The organism is Arthrobacter sp. 05L417 (assembly GCF_056397865.1).
In genome coordinates this window covers 38,165-54,642 of the sequence record NZ_JBFTOG010000017.1, presented here as the reverse complement: position 1 = coordinate 54,642, position 16,478 = coordinate 38,165, and the positions used below count along the sequence as shown (strand labels likewise).

The window sequence follows — 16,478 nt, the reverse complement described above, 5'->3', positions numbered from 1 at the left end:
TGAGTTCTGCTGAGCCGTGGATCGGTGTCAGCCGACCGCGGGGGCCTCGGCCTCGACGACCTGCTCGGCCTGGGCGGTCTGCTCCGGACCGGCCTGGCTCTGCTTGGCAGCCGCCTGGGCCTCCTTGGCCGCCTTCATGGAGGCGAACTGGTTGTCCAGGGTCTTGGCGTCGACCTTGAAGTCGCTGGCCTCCACGGACTTGGTGTTGACCACCAGACCGGTGCCGCGCGAGGCCGGCATCACGTTGCCCTTGAAGCCGTAGACGGTGCCGACCTTCTCGCCGTCCTTGTTGAGCAGCGGCTCCGTATTCGGGCCCGCGGCCTTGACGATCTCCTCCAGCTGGCCCACTGAGTAGGGGGCGGTGTTGGCGAAGCGCTCCTTGCCGTCCGGGCCCTTCACGCGCTCGGACTTCAGGTGCAGGTTGCTCTGCTCCGGTCCGCGCGAGTCGCGGGCGTCGACCTGGATGTCGGCGTAGTGCGACTTGCCGTCCTTGGTCGCGCCGTTGTCATAGACCTTGGCGATGAGGTTGACCCCGGTCATTGCGCCCTTGCCCTTGAGAAGTGCCATGATCTCGTCCTTTCGTCGTTCCGTCCGCCACTCGGCAGAACGGCCTTGATCATTCACGTCGTCCGAGCAAAGCCCCGAAGTGCAGTGCCGAACTGCTCTATACACTAATACTCCTATAGCGCATTCCGCAACCATTCGAATGATCTTTCGACTCGTGTCCCTACTCGTGCTGGATGCCGTCGGACCGGCCTGCCGGCTCCTGCTCGGGGCCGGGGAGGACCCCGGCACCAGCCACCGCGGCGTCGACCCGCTGCTGGACACGCACCACCAGGCCGGCGTCGAGCGAGGAGGCCTTCGAACGGCGCATCCGGGCCGCCTGTTCCTGCTCTTCGCGCAGCGCCGCGATCCTCGAACGCAGAACCGGCCGCGTGGAGCCGTCCTCCACCGGAACCAGTTCCCGCGAGACCCGGGTCATCGCGGCGATGTCGTCGACAGGGAGGTCGGCGATCGACTCGGACTGGCCTGACTGGTCGAGGTACTCCATGGCCGCCAGCAGCAGCCGGCGGCGTTCGGCCGCGGCTGCGGTGAACTCCCGCCGGGCCCGCTCGCCGATCTCGACATCGGCCACGAAGTCGTAGCCCAGGTGATGCAGGTCCAGTGCCTTGACCTCGTCGAAGGGGTGCACCGTCCCGGTCTCGATCGACAGCTGGGTGGAGACCTCCGGATCCCCGCCGGCGACGGCGCTGCGCTGGTCAGCAGGACCGGCGACGAGCACCAGCCCCGAGTCGGCCAGGTCGGTGCGCAGCTCCTGGAGCCGTTCGTCGTAGACCTGCTTCATCGTCTCGATGCGCGCGTCCAGCACCGCCCGTCCGGCCTTGCCCGCGGTCAGGTGCCGTCCGCCGGGCTGGCCGTAGATCTCGCGGCCCATCTCCTCGGCCTGGTCGGCGTCCTTCATCCGCTGCAGCGAGGCGTCCTGGCGCAGCGCCATCAGCGAGAGCAGGCGCTGGCCGTACGCGGCGACCTCCTGCTGCTGGGCGTACCACTGGCTGGCGTCGCCGACAAACGGCAGGAAGTGCTGGTACTTGCTCATCACCCGCCGGTGCCAGTCCTCTTCGTAGCGGTAGAAGTCGTAGAGCGGCCGGGAGTCCTCTACGGCCACTTCGGCCTTCTCGGCACGCTCCCATTGCCGGGCCAGGTCGCGGTAGGCGCTGGCCTTGGACTTGTGATGCTGCAGGCGGGAGGCATAGCTGCGCAGCCGGAAGCCGAAGGAGACGACATCGTCCTCCGAGCTGCCGTGCTGCTGCTGGCGCTCTGCGGCCAGGGCGGCCATCTCGGCGTAGTCCATACCCATCACCTCAAGCATCGGCGTACGCACCCGCAGCTCCTCCTCGGGCAGGGCGCGCAGCATCTGGTAGACCCCGTTGACCGCCCGCTCGGTGATCTGGTTGCGGCCCGCGTCGACCAGGCGCTGCCACTCGTCGGTGGGCAGGCCCTCGGCCTCCCGGCGCTGATTGGCGTACTCCACAACCCTCTCCATTGCCGCCGGCAGCGGAGAGCCCGGCCGCTCCAGCTGCTCGGCCACCAGCTCGGAGACCAGACGGTTGGCTTTGCGCATCCGCAGATCGTTGGTTCCGGCGCGCCACAGCGAGCGGTCGGCGGGCAGGCAGGCCAGCAGGAACTGGGGGAGGGCCTCTGAGTGCATGCGCTCGTGTGCCCAGCGCTTGATGAAGGTCGTCACGTTCCTGCGCTCGTAACCGACGGCGCTGGACAGGTGCGCGACGGCCTGCTTCTCGTCCAGCCAGGCGTCCGCGCCGCGCCGCAACCGGGACTTGTGCCGGTCCAGAAGCTTGCCCCGCTGGGTGCCGTCCTTGGCCAGGTGGCCGTGTCCGGCGTCGACCATCGCCAGGTGGCAGTGGACGTGCTCGGTGTCGACCTGGATCACGCCGACGTAGCGCAGGTCGTCGAAACCGCTCGTGCCCGAGCTCATCCGCTCCAGCCCGTGCATGATCGCCATCCGCAGCTTCATCTGGTCGATGTGGCCGCGGTAGTCCCCGCGGCCTTCGCAGTGAAAGTCCTCGCCGACGATGCGGTGCCGTTTCAGGTATTCCTCATCGAAGGAGAGCACGGTCTTCAGCACCGTCTTACCGCTCTCGAAGTGTTTCTGGATGTCCCGGGACGCAGCCCGCAGCTGCTCGTCGGAGAGCGACACTGAGCCGTAGCCGAAGGCCACGCCGCCATCGCCCTGGGCCTGGCGCATTGTCGTCTTGGCCTCGACCCTGCTCGTCCCTGCGCGCTCGACCGCGCTCTCGCGGGCCATGTAGCGCAGGATGAAGTCGTCCGTGCGCAGCCGCTGGATCGGCGCGAGCGACTCAGTCGCCTGCTCGCGCGCCATGTACCGGGTGACGTAGTCGCCGGGGGTGCCGCCCCGGGACCCCTTGCCGCCGGGCAGCGGCACACTGAACTCGTTGACGATGACCACTGACTGCTTCAGGCCCATCCCGCCTCATCCCTCCGTCGTGTGAATGCACAGAACCCCGGCCGCTGTCCTCCAGCGACCGGGGCCCGTCCTGACTGCTCTGCCCGCCTCGGCCTCAGTGGCCCAGACCGTGCCCGTCTTCCTCGCCGAAGTCGAGGTCGGCGGCGCGGCGGGAGGCCTCGCGCTTGCGCTCCTCGAGCGTCGGCGCGGGCACCTCCTGCCCGGTGGCCTTCTCATCCAGACCAAAGTCCAGATCGTGGGTCGCGCCGGCATTCGGCTCCGCTGCCGCAGGGGCGGCAGCATCCTCCGGTCCGTCCAGGTGCAGGGCCGGGGCCACACGCTGGTGGTACAGGTGCTCGGGCGTGCCCTCAGTGCGCTCCAGCTCAGCCTGATACTGCTCGCGCTCCGCGGTGATCTCGGCCTCGACCGCCAGCAACTGCGCGGTGACGCCCTCGGCAGCCGGCTGCTGCGCCTCCGGCCGCTGGAGGTTCTCCGCCTGCGCGACCAAGTCGAGCTCGTCCTCGCTGAACAGCGAGTTGATCGCGTCGGAGCGGGCCCGCAGGCCCCGCTGGTCGACGACGGACTCGACCGGACCATGACCATCCTTGGAGCGATCAGCGAAGTAGGCCGCCAGGTCGTACTCGGTGGAGGCCAGGTCGATCTCGAGATCGGCGATGCGGTGCACGTTCATGAAGACCACGGGGGCATCGGCCTGGTCCCCGGACGGGGTGAGCACGAGGGCATCCGCCCTGGCGGGCAGCTCCCACTCGATCCCCGTGAGCTGGTCGGGCACAGTGAACGAAGGGCTGAAGTAGCCCTTGGCCGCCAGTGCGACCAGCTGCTCGTCGTCGAACTCGTAGAAGGCGTCGACCTTCTCGCCCTGGCCGTGCGAGTAGGTCACCTGGGTGATCCCGTACGGAAGCGGCTCGGCGGGAGTGATCGAGCGCAGCTCGCCCACGACGTGCAGGTAGGGCCGGTAGTTCTCCTCCTTGCCGCGGTGCTTGAGCTCGACAGAGTCGACCAGCACCCCGATCTGGGCGTCGAGGCCGTCGTAGCGGTGCGCCTGCACGCCACGCTCCCGCAGGGCCCGGTCGGCCCAGACGTCGTTCATCATCAGTCCAGCAGTGCGCATCAATTGCTCCTCTTGCGGTTGGTCTTCTTGCTCGGGCGGGTGGTCCTGGGAGCGGCGGTGGTCGGGGCCATCGCCGGAGTCCGTGCCTCACGCACGGCGTGGATCCGACGGGTGGACCAGCGCCACATCCCGCGCATCGCGGCGATCTCCGCGGCGGCCAGCAGCAGGACCACAAACAGCAGCGGGGCGATCCACATCGCGACGGTCCCGGCCATGGTCAGGTCGCCGCTGGCCGCACCCGACTGCCGGTGCAGCCACGCGCCGAGCATCGGGATCACGACCATCGCAGTCATCGAGGCCAGCACGTAGTCGGCGATGAGCACGACCGAGCGGAAGAACACCGCCCAGATCAGCAACGGCGATCCGCCGGGGCCCTTCCCGGGGGCCAGGCGGCGCAGTGCGCCGGCCAGCTTCGAAGGGCCACGCCCGGCCTTCGGCTTGGCTGGGGCCTTCTCGACGGGGACTGCAGTGGCAGCCTCCACCCGGGCTTCGTGCTCGGTCGTGCTCGCGGTCTTGTCCAGAGTCTGGATCGTCATTCGTCTCGTCCTTCGTTGTTGTCGTGTCGTGTCTGTGTGGGTGTCCCGCCGGTCAGCGGCTGTGGCTGGGTCCGGGGCTGGCGGTCTCGGCGGGTGAAGCAGAGGCAGATGGCCTCTGCGCGGCAAGCTGGTCCCGCGTCCGGCCCGAGGCCCGGTACGCCTCGAACGAGGCGACCGTGCAGTCCTGTCCGGTGGCGAAGGTGAAGACCACATACTCACTTTTGGCCTTGGCCTTGGCCTTGGACTTGCCGTCGGCGGAGACCGGGTCCAGGCGCGCCACTCCGATGTAGGAGTAGTCCAGGCCCTTCACCGCGGCAACGTCGACGTCGAAGTCGGCCAGCTGGTACGCCGTCCCCGCGCCCTTCCGGCACCGGTCGCTGCCATCCACTCCGGGATGAACTCGGTGAGGGTCCGGGACGAGGTCCCGAGAAACGCGTACCGGGCGTCGAGGGCGGCCTGCGTCTCCTTGACGGTCCGCGAGGCGGCCGAGGAATCCGTCAGGCTCAGCAGCACCGAGCGCGCTGCGGCCCGGTCCCGGTCGGCCCGCTCGGCATCCATCCCCGGCAGGGTAGCCAGCAACCGGGCGTGCTTGGTCTCAAGTGCCACCTGCGCGTCCTCCTGCTTGCCCTGGAGCTGGACGATGAGCTGGTCGGCCTTGGCATCGGCGTCCGCCGAACCGTCGGCCAGCAGTGCCGGGGCCAGAGAGAGCAGCGACAGCGCCAGCAGCGTTCCGGTGCTGCAGACCAGGACCTTCCCGGCCCTCGCGCGCACCCAGTCCTTCACGTCCTCGATCACGGTGCCTTCACCTCCTGCCGCAGGGCCTCGCCCGTGGTCGTCGTTCCGGTCTGAACCCCGGAGAAGCTCTTACGGGTCATGTCGTAATCGGCCCGGGCCCAGCCCAGCACCGACGGAGACTGTCCGGCCGCCGGGCGGGTCTGCACCGCCAGCCAGGTGACCCGGATCGTGCCGTCCACCTCGACCGAGTAGGGGCGCTGCGCGACCCACTGGAAGCCGGAGTCGAAGCTCATTGGAATCTCGTTGCCCGCGGCGACGTCCTTGTCGGAGGCCAGCAGGTACCAGGGCTGGAGCGTCGCCTGCCCGACGTCAGGGGCGAAGTAGGGGGTGAGGTTCCGGCGCGTCGGCTCGGCGGCAGCCTGGTCCAGCTTCCCGCCTGAGTCCGCCACCGATGGGGTCAGGTAGCGGTACTCGTTCTGCAGCCGGGTAATCTGTTCCGCAGCTCCTTGTGCCGTGACCAGAGCGCGGTCGGCGTCCTTGGCTGCCGGGAGAGCGTCGGCGCGCACCTGGGCGGTGCGGATCTGCTCGCGCAGGGAGGCGATCTGCTGTGCCTTGTCGTGGCTGACGGTGGCCTCGCCGCCAGAGAGACCTGCGCCGACCACGAAGCAGAGCAGCGCGGCCGCACCCATGCACACCCCGCCGATGGCCGCCCGGCGGCTCATCAGTGCTCCCGGGACCTTTCCGTCCTTGGTGGGGTCGGCGTCGCCCGGTGCCGCACCGGCGTCCGGCGCGGCCACGAACCGGGTCTTGCGGACAGGCTTGTCAGCCTGCACGCCCGACTCGTCGATCTTTGTCGATGCCATTGCCCCTCAACTCGCTCTTCGTCTCGAATATCAGTACAACTCTATCAAGAAGATGAGTCGAAAGGGAGTCGAATCATCGGGAATGACGAGTCGAGCCGCCAGCGGGAATGGCGGACAGACCCGAGACCTTCCCCTGCGCGTCGACGGTAAGGTACACCAGCACGGTCCGATACGACTTGATCCGGTCCGGGGCCACCTTGTTCTGCGAGACCGCGTCGGACGTGCCTGCGACTTCGACCTGGGCCGCGTACGTGTACTCGTCCGCGGTGACCTTCACGACCTCCAGGTCCGTGTCGGCATTGACCGTCGAGTTCAATCCTTGCGTGTCGATGAAGTAATAGCGTTTGCCCGAGGTGTCCTCGTTGAAGCGCGCCGGCGGCATGAACTGCTTCAGGAACTGCTCGTCCTCGGAGAGGTGGTAGCGCTCCTTCAGGTCCTGGCGGGCGGCCTCATAGGCCTGGCCGGAGTCCCAGGTGAACGCCGTCTTCACCAGGCGGTCCACGATCTGCTTGTCATCGTGGATCCGGCTCTGGCTCACGCCGAGCGACTCCAGGATGTCCTGCCCGATCTGCTCGGACCTCGCGGCTGTGGCCGAGACGAGCTGGCCCTGCAGGCCGGTGATCGTCTGCTGTTGTGCATCGAGCGCGCTGCGCTGGGACCCCCAGGTCAGGCCGGTCACCGTAGCTGTGGTGACGAGCAGGGCCGCGACGGCCACCACCAGGGCGTTGCGCCGCACAAAGCCGGGCCCCGGCGCTGCCGTTTCGTCCGTGCCGTCCATCTGCTGCTCCTGCATGATCAGCCCTCTCCGCTTCCGTTGCCCGTCGCCGATGCGTCCTGCTGATGGGCCGCGCCGGCAGCGGTCACAACAACCTTGAGTGCATCGAAGGTCCCGGCCTTCCCGTCGTAGGTGTAGACCGCGTTCGCCCACGCCAGCACCTGTCCACCCGCGGTGTCCCGGCACAGCCAGATCACCCGCGCCGTGCGCGTGGTGCCCGTGGCGTCCTGGGTGGCGAGGTCCGGCATCACCGACTCGACCGACCAGGCGTATGCCTCGGGCGAGGAAGCCTTCAAACCCTCGTAGCGCACGTACCAGGGGAACCGCGGGTCGATCTGGGTGCTCGGGTCGAACGGCGTCACGGAGGTCCAGGAGTAGGCCCTCTTCTCGTCGGCCAGGAAAGAGCGCGGGCTGAACAGGGGTGCCAGCGTCCGGCGGTGCTCGGCGATCTTCAGTGTCGCCGCGTTCGGCGTACCGTTGCCCGCATTGGGCTGTGACGCCGCCTCGTGATGCAGCTGCGCGAAGCGCTGCTGCGCCTCCGCGACCTTCTGGGCGTCCTTTGCGGCTGCCTCCATCAGCCGCGTCATCTTTCCGGGCAGATCCGGGGCGACCGGAGTGCTCCTGGCATCCTCGATCTGGACCTGGAGCGCGGAGATCCGGTCGGCGTTGGCCGCGTGCTCCGCCTCGAATCCCTTGCCGCTCACTCCCGCGGCCGCCGCCAGCCCGAGGATCGCCACGCCCATCGCGGCGCTCAAGACCAGGCGCGTCCGCCGCGCCGACTCCTCCGGGGTGCGTGCCTGCCGCTCTCCGCGCCGCTCGGAGCGCCAGCCCTCGAAGCGGGCCTCGAGTTCGACCCCGCTGACCCGCCTGCGGGTGGCGGGGGCCTTCAGCTTCTTCGGCCCGCCGTCACCGTCCTTCGTGCCGTCCTCGTCCTCGACCGTGTCCCCGGCCCTGCCACGCGCATCATCGTCCGCACTCGTCACGATGCCCGCCCTTTCTCGCTTTGTCCTCATATATGACTCCCAAGTCTATCGGCAATGGTCATTTAATAACGAGTCGTTCCCATTCGACAGGTCACTGCGCACGGATCCGGACGCAGAAAGGGCCGGTGCCCGAATCGTCCGGACACCGGCCCTGCTTACGCCGGCTACGCCGGCAGCTTGCCGCCCGTGGCGATGAGGTCCGTGACGTCGACGAACACCCACCCCTCGGACTTCATCCGCTCCGCACTGTCAACGCGAACGCGGCCCATGAACGCGCAGTAGCCGGCCTCACCGAGGATGACCTTGTCGCCCTGCACGCCCAGCACCACGAGGGTGTGGCCCGCGGACCCGGTACCCGGCCCGGAACCGACCGAGTACGCCGTCGGCGTACTCGAGACCTGCTTGCCCGTCATGGACGCGATCGCGTGGGCTGTCTGGATGCCGTCGCCCGGCGGGTACTGCTGGAACGAGGTGTACTTGTTCATGAAGTAGACCGAGAACGACACACAGTTCATGGCGTGGTTGTCGCCGCAGGAGCCCGGTCCGCCAGCGCCGTACTTGTCGTCCAGGAACTTGTCGCCCTCCTGGTTGTACAGGTCGATCAGCTGCCGGGCCTGCTCCTCGTTCATGCCGCCGTCGACGAGGCTGCCCGGGCGCACCTTGGTGTCGCTGTCGCAGTTGCCGAAGATGGAGCGGATCCCGCTACCGACCGTGTCGACGATGCCGCCCACGATGTCCTGGACCCCGCCCACTACCGAGGTGTCGACGGTCCAGCCGCTCATCTTGCCGAACCACATCTCGGCGTCGGCCTTACGCTCCTGCAGCTGTGAGGCGTTGTCGGCCGAGCGCTCCCACTTGTCATGGAAGTGCAGTGCAGCAGCAGAGGGAGAGACCTGCGAGGTCTTGATCATGTCCTTGAACACGGCCACGTCCCCCGGGCTGTCGCCCTCCGCCATGAATACCAGCTGGGCCTTGATGGTGTACCAGTCCAGGTTCTTGGACTTGGCGTAGTCCAGGAGCATCGTGGTGCGCCCGTTCGACCACTGGCCCAGACCGATGCCGCCGTGCGACTGGCCGGGGATGTGGGTGAAGTTCCCGTCCCAGGCGGTCTGCTTGCGCGGGCCGATCTGGTACGGCTCGTTGTAGATGCCCTCCACGCTGGTGGGGTCCACGCCCGACTCCTGCGACCAGTTGCCCAGGATGCCCGCGATGTTCTCCTCGGGCATGCCCCAGGTCTTCAGCACGGAGTAGACCGACCGGGCGTTCGCCTCGGTGTTCGCCGGGACGTCAGCGCCGGGGCCGTTGCGGCCGACATTGACGATGCAGTTGGTCATGGTCGAGCCGCGGCCGCCATCGAAGCCGGCCTGGTCGAGCACACCCGTGAGGACCGTGCTGAGCACAGCCACCGCGGCAACGGTTGCAGCCACCCCTGATGCGGCAGTGGCCGCAGGGGCGACGGTGGCCGTGACGGTGACACCGAACACGGCTCCTGCCGCCTTACCGACCAGCCCACCCAGTGCGATGAACGGCGCGGCGATCGTGTGCCCGACCGCCTTGGCGATCCCGAGAACGAAGCCCCAGATCATGCTTGCCGCGTTGGCGGCCATCGCGAGCATCGCAAAGAACATGGTCTTGAGCCACTTCAGAAATGCCATGACCATGAGAAGCCCCGCGGCCGGGGGAGCAGCCGCCGCGGTGCCGCCGACGGCGACACCCTTGGCGGTCTTGGACAGCAGCTGGCCGTCCTTCTCGTTCTGCGAGGTCCGCTCGTAGCCGGTACCCCCGGCACCGAGCCGCTTGTCCGCAGGCTCGGCGTCCGGCCCTCCGTCGGTGACCTTGGATGCACCGTCGACAACGTCCTTGCCGGTTTCCAGGCCCACGTTCTTGGCAGCGCCGGCCGCTGCCCCGGGCAGAGCGCCGACACCGCCGGCGGCGGCTCCGGCCTGCGCTCCGGCGACAGCTCCCGAGGCAGCGGCTCCCGCGTAGCGTCCTGCACCGCGGCGGGCCGCGCTGCTGCCGTCACCCTCGACCGCCTTGCGGGCGGCTCCACCGGCTGCCCCAGCGGCAATACCATCGAGGCTCTTGGCAACCTTGGCAGCCTTGTTGGTCTTGCTGGCTGTGTCGGCCGCACCTGCGGCCTTGCCAGCGGCAGCCCCTGTGTCCGGGGCCTGCGCGGCTCCCAGGTGCTTCGACCCGCGGCCCGCAGGCGTCGGTTCCACAGGCTGCGGCGCGGGGGAGGCCCCCGGGGTTTTCGGCAGGCCCTTGGCTGCATCCCCGGACGGGGAAGGAGCGGAGGCCGCTCCGGTACGGGGCCCGGCGCGGCGTACGCCGGACCCCTCACGACGAGGGGGCTGCGACTCCTCCTTCGCACCCCCGTCGGCGGACCTGCGGTCCCCGCGGGGCGATGCAGCGCGCCGGGCCGGGTCATCCCGCCGCGTCGGCTTGTCGATGGCCATAAGCTTGTCCTTTCCGGCTCGATGCCTGGGTGGTGACTGCCCGCTCCGTGGAGCGCGCTCAGTGATAGACGGTCAGGAAGTCCCCGGCCGAGTTCGCAGTGCTGTTGGACTGCACATCGCGCAGCTTCACGTCCAAGCCGAGCAGCTCAAGCAGGAGCCCGGACTGGTACTCCGACTTGGCCTTGCCGTAGTCCTGGTAGGCCTGGGAGAGGTTGTTCATCACGTTCGTGAGCGGGCGCATCGTCACATCGGAGGACCGGTAGTCCTTCTTCAGGTCGGTGCCGTCGGAGAGGACCCACTTCATGTCCGAGACCTGCTGGCTCGTGCTGTCGCTGCCCTCGGCGCGCTTGTCGGCGAGGAACTGCACATAGCCCTTCCCGGCGGGCACGAGCGTGTCGAGGTAGCCGTCATAGACGTTGCCCGCGCGCCAGTTGAAGTCGAATCCGCCGGGCACGACATGGCCCGTCTTCAGCTCCAGCGTCGCCTTCCCGTCCTTGGCCTCGGCCGCCGAGGCACCAGCCACCTGATCACCTGCGATGGAGGTCGGAACGGCCGGCGGACGGAGGAAAAGCCCATCGACCTTGGTGGTCGCCAGGTCGGAGGTGTACGACTCGACCTGCTTCAGGCTCGTGCGCATCGCGAGCAGCTTCTGGTCGAGCTTGTCCCGCGTCTGCTGCTCCTGGGTCTTCAGCACGACGTCGTAATAGGCCCGGGCCGGGTCGAAGCTGGCCGCGTCCAGGGCCGGGATGTCGGTGGTGCCCGACGCACCCGGGTTGATGATCACGCGCCACTGGTCGTACTTCTTGAAGCTCGAGTCGCCCACGACCTGGTCATCCCTGCTCTGCTGCCGCTCGTCGTAGGTCAGCTCGGCGTTCGCGCGGACGGTCAGGTTGAGCACCTGCCGGTCGAAGGGCCGGTCCGCGTCCAGGAGGACCCCGACGTAACCGGTCGAGCCGAAGACGTGGAAGGTGCCCCTGATTCCGCTGGTGCTGACCTTCTCGGTCTGCAGCTTGTCGTTGGTGCCCAGCAGGAAGGCCTGATAGTCCGCCGCGTTGTACGAGATCGCCGCGCTGGCGGGGAAGTGCATCATGACCAGTGCCCTGTTGCCGGTGTGATTGGTGTAGACCCCGTCGACGGTGCCCTTGAGCTGGGTCTTCGAGGAGGTGAACTCGGTGTTGTAGAGCGCGGTGTGCGACACCGCGTCGCTGCCCGCCTTGAAGGCGGCGGCACCCGAGCCGGCCACCACGACCAGCCCCATCACAGCGAAGATGCCGAAGAACACCCCGAAGCGCTCGATTGCGTGGTGCGAGTCGAGCTTGAACCGCTTGCCGAAGGCCAGCGCCTTGTCCTTGATCCCCATGTCCGTTCCCGTTCGTCCTGTTCCTTGCTCTGCCTGTCCTGCTCGTCGTCAGCGCCGTCGTCCGACCCCGGAAACGACGCACCGGGCCGGTTGAGGCCTGGTGACCTCAACCGACCCGGTGCGGTCCGTCGACGCTTTGTGTGCCCGGCCGTTGATTCCTGCCGCGCCGGGCTTAGCCCAGGACGCCGCTGGTCAGTACGTGGCTGACCGTCTGCACGAGGACCGAGCCGCCGCCAAGGTCCTCGAGGGTCTTCTGGCCGCCGGAGCCGATGGTGTTGATCAGCGACCACCCGCCGGTGCCGAGCGCGCCGCCGACCAGGATGAGCAGGGCGATGGTGCCCCAGCCCTGCTGCTGGCCCGCGGACTGCGGGGTAGCCATCAGCTTCTTGATCAGGAGCACGCCGCCCCAGACCAGTCCGACCGCACCCAGGAGCATGAGCAGCAGCCCGCCCCAGAGCTGGATCTGGGACTTCGCGTTCTCTAGGAAGCTCGTCAGGTCCCAGGCCGCGGTGGGCAGGGCGACCCGCTCGAGTGCCGCCTCGTAAATCTTCGTCATGGTTCTTTCCTCTCGCCTATCGAATGGTCGCTTGCATGACATGTGTCACGAGGCGACTGGCACAACCGATTCGCCTAGACAGAGCACAGCGCCCTATCAATGGTCTCTCCCGATGCGACGTGACTCCCGGTTGAGCGGGACGAAATGCCTGCAATCATGCGGCCGACCCCTCTCTAGGGACTCGTATACGTGCACATCTTCAGTGACCAATCTACATCATTCGAGTCATCAGTCATAGTCGTATCCGCGACGAGTCGGATACGAGTCCGGAATGTGCTCGAAGACCAGCGCAAACGAGGTGTCGGCGGTAGGACTGACGTTCTGCTCAAAAACGTGTAGATTTCACATGACGGGGCGCGCGGTGTGCGGCTCCGGCACGGCTCGGCATACGCTTCTTGCTGAGCCCTTCGCGCCCATGTACCCGACCAGGAGCCCAAACCAGATGAACGCCTTGCCCGGAGACCTCTTCGCCCGCCGACTGCGACAGGAGAGGGAACGCCTGGGCATCAGCCAGGCTGAGCTGGCCCGCAGGATTGCCGAGATCCTCGGAACGAACGTCGACCCTTCGGCGGTGACCCGGATAGAGCAGCAAATCCGCGCCGTCCGCCTGGACGAGGCGGTCGCCGCCTCCAAGGCCCTGGACGTCCCCCTGGCGATCCTGGTCGCCGAGGATCCGGAGGCAGAGAGCGAGGCCCAGCTGCAGCAGTACCTCGCCGACCTCGCAGCGGCCCAGCGCGAGTGGGAGAAGAACAGGCTGGAGGTGCTGCGGCTCTCCAAGGCCATTCAAGTGCTCGGCGGCGGCGCTCAACTCAAAGGTGTCGTCGACTTCCGCCTCCTGGAAAGCATCGACGCCCGCGTCCCGGTCGAGGAGGACGACTAGCACGGGCACAGGGTTGCCCCCGGCATCGAGGGGTCTACAACCCCAGACGCATGACGCTGTTGCGTGCCGCAGGATTGAACTCGCGGTCGTAGACGTCTACCGTCGCTGCCCGGCTCCACCGTCCAGCGCGCATGATCTCCTCCGTGCTCGCACCGTTGCGCCGCGCCTGGGTTACGTGCCCGGCCCGCAGCGAGTGGAAGCCGTAGGCAGCAGGGTTCATCCCGGCCTCGACCATGCGCGAGAGCAGCATCGTGTGCAGTGCGTCGCCGCTCACCGCCCGTGCATGGATCCGGGCGTCCTTCCTGTTGCGGTACGTTGCCCGGAGCAGGGGCGCGCCCGAGGCCAGGTCGGCGCTGCTGATGAGCGCCGTTGAGCCGGCGGCCCCGCAGACGTGCTCCTCGAGACCGTACGAGAACAGCTGCCGCATGATCCCGCGACGCCGTGTGCGCGCATCGTCCTGCCGGGCGAACCCGAGCAGCACGACCCAACGGTGCACCGCACACGGGGGGCAGGATGCCGGCGAGCTCCCGAACGGCAGCACGACCACGTCCGGCAGCGCGTTCTCCGGGTCGGCCTTCGAGGCCCCCACATGAATGTGGACACCATCGACCGGATGCAGCTCGAGCCGGTTCAGCGTCAGGGCCGCCGCCTCGCTCCTGCGCAGGGCCCCCGCGAACCCGAGCCACACCGCCAGGGCGTCCCTGGTGGCTGACACGCCTGCCGGATATGTGTCGTGCTCCATCACCGCGATGATCCGGACCACGTCGTCCAGAAGTAGCGGGCGCTTGCCCCGGGGCCTGGTGGCCCGCAGCTTGGCCAGCCCGCGCACGAGATCCACCACGCCGCGGTGGGCCGTCGGATCCAGAAACCCGCCGCGCAGGTGCCTCTCGCCGATACCGGCCAGGCGCTGGCGGATCGTCGCGACGGAGAACCGGGGGAGCCCGTCGTCATCGAGCTGCGTGGACATCCAGGCGACGTACCAGCGCACGGTCTCCGGGTGCGCAGGCAGCGCCTCCAGTCCGTGGCCGGTACAGAAGTCATCAAAGGCACGCCACGCAGTGGCATAGGCGCGCCGGGTGGCAGCAGACAGCGTGTGTCCTTCCAAGGACCGCGAGATCTCCTCGAGCTCACGCAGCTCGTCGTCCACCTCCGGCTCCGGCGGGACCGTCGGAGCGCTGAGTGCTGCAAGCCTCGTCTGTGCTGCCATGACTCCAGTCTCGACTCACTGGCCGGAGAATCCAAGTCGCAATGGTCTGTCAGTGGCGATTCCCCATACCCGCGATCGACGGGGCGGCTTCGAACCGGGTCTCTGGTAACTGCTCTTATCGGGCCATGGAGGACAAAGGCCGTCGCGTGAGCTGGGGGAGGCCGGATCGGCGTCGCGCCCTGGTCCGGCTCGAACCGGGAGAGGACAATCGAGAGGATGACGATCCCCGCACTGCCCGAGCTCTGGTCCGATTGGTGCGCCGTGGCCCGCGTGCCTGAGGAGCGGATCGACGACGCCTTGCTGCAAGCCTTCGCCCGGCAGGCCGGTCCGTCGAAAGCCGTGCTCGTGCGGCTGCGCAAAGTGACCGCCCCTCCTGAGGAACCTGCTGTCGCCCCGGCCTGGCCGACTGCTCACGGCCGCGACACCTCATCGCTGCGCCGGCTGCTCGCTCGAGGCGACGTGCTCGTGCGCGACCGGGTGACGGACTGGCAGCTGAGGCTGCGCCTGGGGCGCATGCTCTTCGTCGCCGTGCTCATCGCACCGGCGTCGCATGGTGGACTGGGGCTGACGCGCTCCGAGGTCCGGTCGCTGCGGCCCGATGGCGTCCAGCGCCTGCGTCCCCGCATCGGCGTGGCCGAAGAACCAGCCTCCTGCCCTGCCTGCGCCGCGTGGTCGTGGCTGGAGGTCATCGGCACCAACAGCGGCTGGTCGCGCACCGGCCTGAGGTCGCTGGCCCACCGCCGCGACGACCAGGTGGTAGGCCACCGGCACGAGCTGCCCGACCCCAGCCCGGACTGGCTCACCTGCGTCGGGGTGCTGCCCGCAATCGACCGGTGGGGCTGGATGGACCCATACTCATCCCTGCATCCGTCGTCGATGTCGGTCGTCGTCCGCGCGATCGACGCGCTGCTGGACGGACCAGCCCCGATGCCAACCCCCGAGCCCGAACCCTGCGCGCCCGTGCGCGAGTTCACCGACGCGGAGCGAGAGGAGGTCTACGCCAGGGCCGACGAGCTGACGGCCCGCGTCGCCGCGATCCTCCTCGAGTACGAGCAGCGAAGTTAGGATCGACTCATGGGATTCGACTGGGGTCAGGTGTTCGACGTTGACGAGAGGGCGGCCGGTGAGGTCTACGACCAGGCTGCCTCTGACGAGCTGTACCAGGACCATCCCCGGCAGGTGCCCGGCATGATTCCGGGGAGCCCCATCGATCCTGGCGACGAGAAGATCGACCTGCCGTTCGATGAGGTGTAAACGGGAACACCAGCTGAAGGAGCCTCATCGTCGGGAGGCATCATGAGGCCGCAATAAGGCCAACGCGCTGGACCTGGTCCTCGTCGTCCTCGTCGAACTCCTCCGATTCGTCGACGGCGTCAGCCGCGCCGTAGGCCGCCGCTCGCTCGGCTGCACGCTTCTCCCGCAGGTGGTCGATGAAGACCGATGCGATCGCGCTCTTCTGCTCATCGGTAAGCGGCATCGCCGTCGCCCGGATCTTCGCCACATGCGCCTCATGCCTGGCCTGGGCCGTCATCTCCCTGCCGAAGCACTCGTCCAGGGCTGTCTCGTCGAAGGTGAGCTTCCTCACCAGCCGTCCTCCGCGGCCTGGGAGCATCGTGTATTCGCCTCGCAGGTCGCCACGCTTGAACGACTGGCGAATCCGGGCTTCGCTGCAGTTCTGCCGCTGAGCCGCCTCGTGCACGTCGAGCCGGCCTGCATCGCCGAAGTCGACGGTTTGGTTTGCGCGATCGCGGATGTGCGCCAGCGGGCCTGCGAAGGCCGCCTCGAGATCGGCCTCGTCGAAGGTGAGCCTCTTCTGGACGGATCCGTTGCGCCCGGGGTACGTCTCGTATCGCCCCTCGATGCCGCCCTGCTTGAACAGGCGTCGAAGCGTCTCGTGGTTGCAGCCGTACTTGTCGGCCGCGGTCATCACGTCCAGGCGCATACGTCCCCCTCGGAAGATCGAAGGACCGCCTGGTCAGTCAGCCGGGGGTCGAATCGAATGGTCATCTGAT

17 protein-coding genes are annotated in these 16,478 nt (G+C 68.1%); 3 read left to right on the top strand and 14 right to left on the bottom strand.

The window, feature by feature from the left end; all coding sequences use genetic code 11:
* Positions 1-27 precede the first annotated feature (27 nt).
* From AC1DJW_RS13935 to AC1DJW_RS13880, 12 genes are all read right to left on the bottom strand, one after another.
* The gene (locus tag AC1DJW_RS13935) at positions 28-567 is read right to left on the bottom strand and encodes a hypothetical protein (protein WP_071416492.1); all 540 of its coding nucleotides are present in this window, start codon (positions 565-567) and stop codon (positions 28-30) included.
* A 160-nt stretch (positions 568-727) separates the two neighbouring features.
* Positions 728-3,004, bottom strand: a complete 2,277-nt coding sequence (gene mobL / locus AC1DJW_RS13930) for a relaxase MobL (protein ID WP_476901683.1) — start codon at positions 3,002-3,004, stop codon at positions 728-730.
* Between the two features lie 94 nt (positions 3,005-3,098).
* Entirely contained in the window at positions 3,099-4,115 is a 1,017-nt protein-coding gene (locus AC1DJW_RS13925) for a hypothetical protein (RefSeq protein ID WP_476901682.1), read from the bottom strand.
* The gene (locus tag AC1DJW_RS13920) at positions 4,115-4,651 is read right to left on the bottom strand and encodes a hypothetical protein (RefSeq protein ID WP_476901681.1); all 537 of its coding nucleotides are present in this window, start codon (positions 4,649-4,651) and stop codon (positions 4,115-4,117) included. Before AC1DJW_RS13920 ends, AC1DJW_RS13925 begins: the two co-directional genes overlap by 1 nt.
* 52 nt (positions 4,652-4,703) lie before the next feature.
* A complete protein-coding gene (locus tag AC1DJW_RS13915; RefSeq protein ID WP_476901680.1) occupies positions 4,704-4,961 on the bottom strand; it encodes a hypothetical protein in 258 nt (85 codons plus the stop codon).
* Positions 4,958-5,434 carry a hypothetical protein gene (locus AC1DJW_RS13910; protein WP_476901679.1) on the bottom strand — a complete coding sequence of 159 codons (477 nt, stop codon included), beginning with the start codon at positions 5,432-5,434 and terminating at the stop codon, positions 4,958-4,960. Before AC1DJW_RS13910 ends, AC1DJW_RS13915 begins: the two co-directional genes overlap by 4 nt.
* Positions 5,435-5,442: 8 nt before the next feature.
* Positions 5,443-6,249, bottom strand: coding sequence for a hypothetical protein (locus AC1DJW_RS13905; RefSeq protein ID WP_476901678.1), 807 nt, complete (start codon positions 6,247-6,249; stop codon positions 5,443-5,445).
* 73 nt (positions 6,250-6,322) lie between these two features.
* Entirely contained in the window at positions 6,323-7,042 is a 720-nt protein-coding gene (locus AC1DJW_RS13900) for a hypothetical protein (RefSeq protein ID WP_476901677.1), read from the bottom strand.
* A 2-nt stretch (positions 7,043-7,044) separates the two neighbouring features.
* Positions 7,045-8,037, bottom strand: coding sequence for a hypothetical protein (locus tag AC1DJW_RS13895; protein WP_476901676.1), 993 nt, complete (start codon positions 8,035-8,037; stop codon positions 7,045-7,047).
* A gap of 134 nt (positions 8,038-8,171) precedes the next feature.
* Positions 8,172-10,463, bottom strand: a complete 2,292-nt coding sequence (locus AC1DJW_RS13890; RefSeq protein ID WP_476901675.1) for a phage tail tip lysozyme — start codon at positions 10,461-10,463, stop codon at positions 8,172-8,174.
* Positions 10,464-10,521: 58 nt separating this feature from the next.
* The gene (locus AC1DJW_RS13885) at positions 10,522-11,823 is read right to left on the bottom strand and encodes a hypothetical protein (RefSeq protein ID WP_330194234.1); all 1,302 of its coding nucleotides are present in this window, start codon (positions 11,821-11,823) and stop codon (positions 10,522-10,524) included.
* Positions 11,824-11,995: 172 nt separating this feature from the next.
* Positions 11,996-12,379, bottom strand: coding sequence for a hypothetical protein (locus AC1DJW_RS13880; protein ID WP_056387364.1), 384 nt, complete (start codon positions 12,377-12,379; stop codon positions 11,996-11,998).
* 442 nt (positions 12,380-12,821) lie between these two features.
* Between AC1DJW_RS13880 and AC1DJW_RS13875 the strand changes: the two genes are divergently transcribed.
* Complete coding sequence (locus AC1DJW_RS13875) at positions 12,822-13,259, top strand: helix-turn-helix domain-containing protein (protein ID WP_476901674.1); 438 nt, start codon at positions 12,822-12,824, stop codon at positions 13,257-13,259.
* A gap of 34 nt (positions 13,260-13,293) precedes the next feature.
* Here the strand turns inward: AC1DJW_RS13875 and AC1DJW_RS13870 are convergent, their stop codons facing one another.
* Positions 13,294-14,466, bottom strand: a complete 1,173-nt coding sequence (locus tag AC1DJW_RS13870; RefSeq protein WP_476901673.1) for a hypothetical protein — start codon at positions 14,464-14,466, stop codon at positions 13,294-13,296.
* Between the two features lie 216 nt (positions 14,467-14,682).
* Between AC1DJW_RS13870 and AC1DJW_RS13865 the strand changes: the two genes are divergently transcribed.
* Positions 14,683-15,531: a hypothetical protein gene (locus tag AC1DJW_RS13865; RefSeq protein WP_476901672.1), complete on the top strand. Its 849-nt coding sequence runs from the start codon at positions 14,683-14,685 to the stop codon at positions 15,529-15,531.
* 9 nt (positions 15,532-15,540) lie between these two features.
* Positions 15,541-15,720, top strand: coding sequence for a hypothetical protein (locus AC1DJW_RS13860; RefSeq protein WP_476901671.1), 180 nt, complete (start codon positions 15,541-15,543; stop codon positions 15,718-15,720).
* A 40-nt stretch (positions 15,721-15,760) separates the two neighbouring features.
* On the opposite strand, the gene AC1DJW_RS13855 is transcribed toward AC1DJW_RS13860, so the two are convergent.
* Entirely contained in the window at positions 15,761-16,408 is a 648-nt protein-coding gene (locus tag AC1DJW_RS13855) for a hypothetical protein (RefSeq protein WP_476901670.1), read from the bottom strand.
* Between the last annotated feature and the right edge of the window lie 70 nt (positions 16,409-16,478).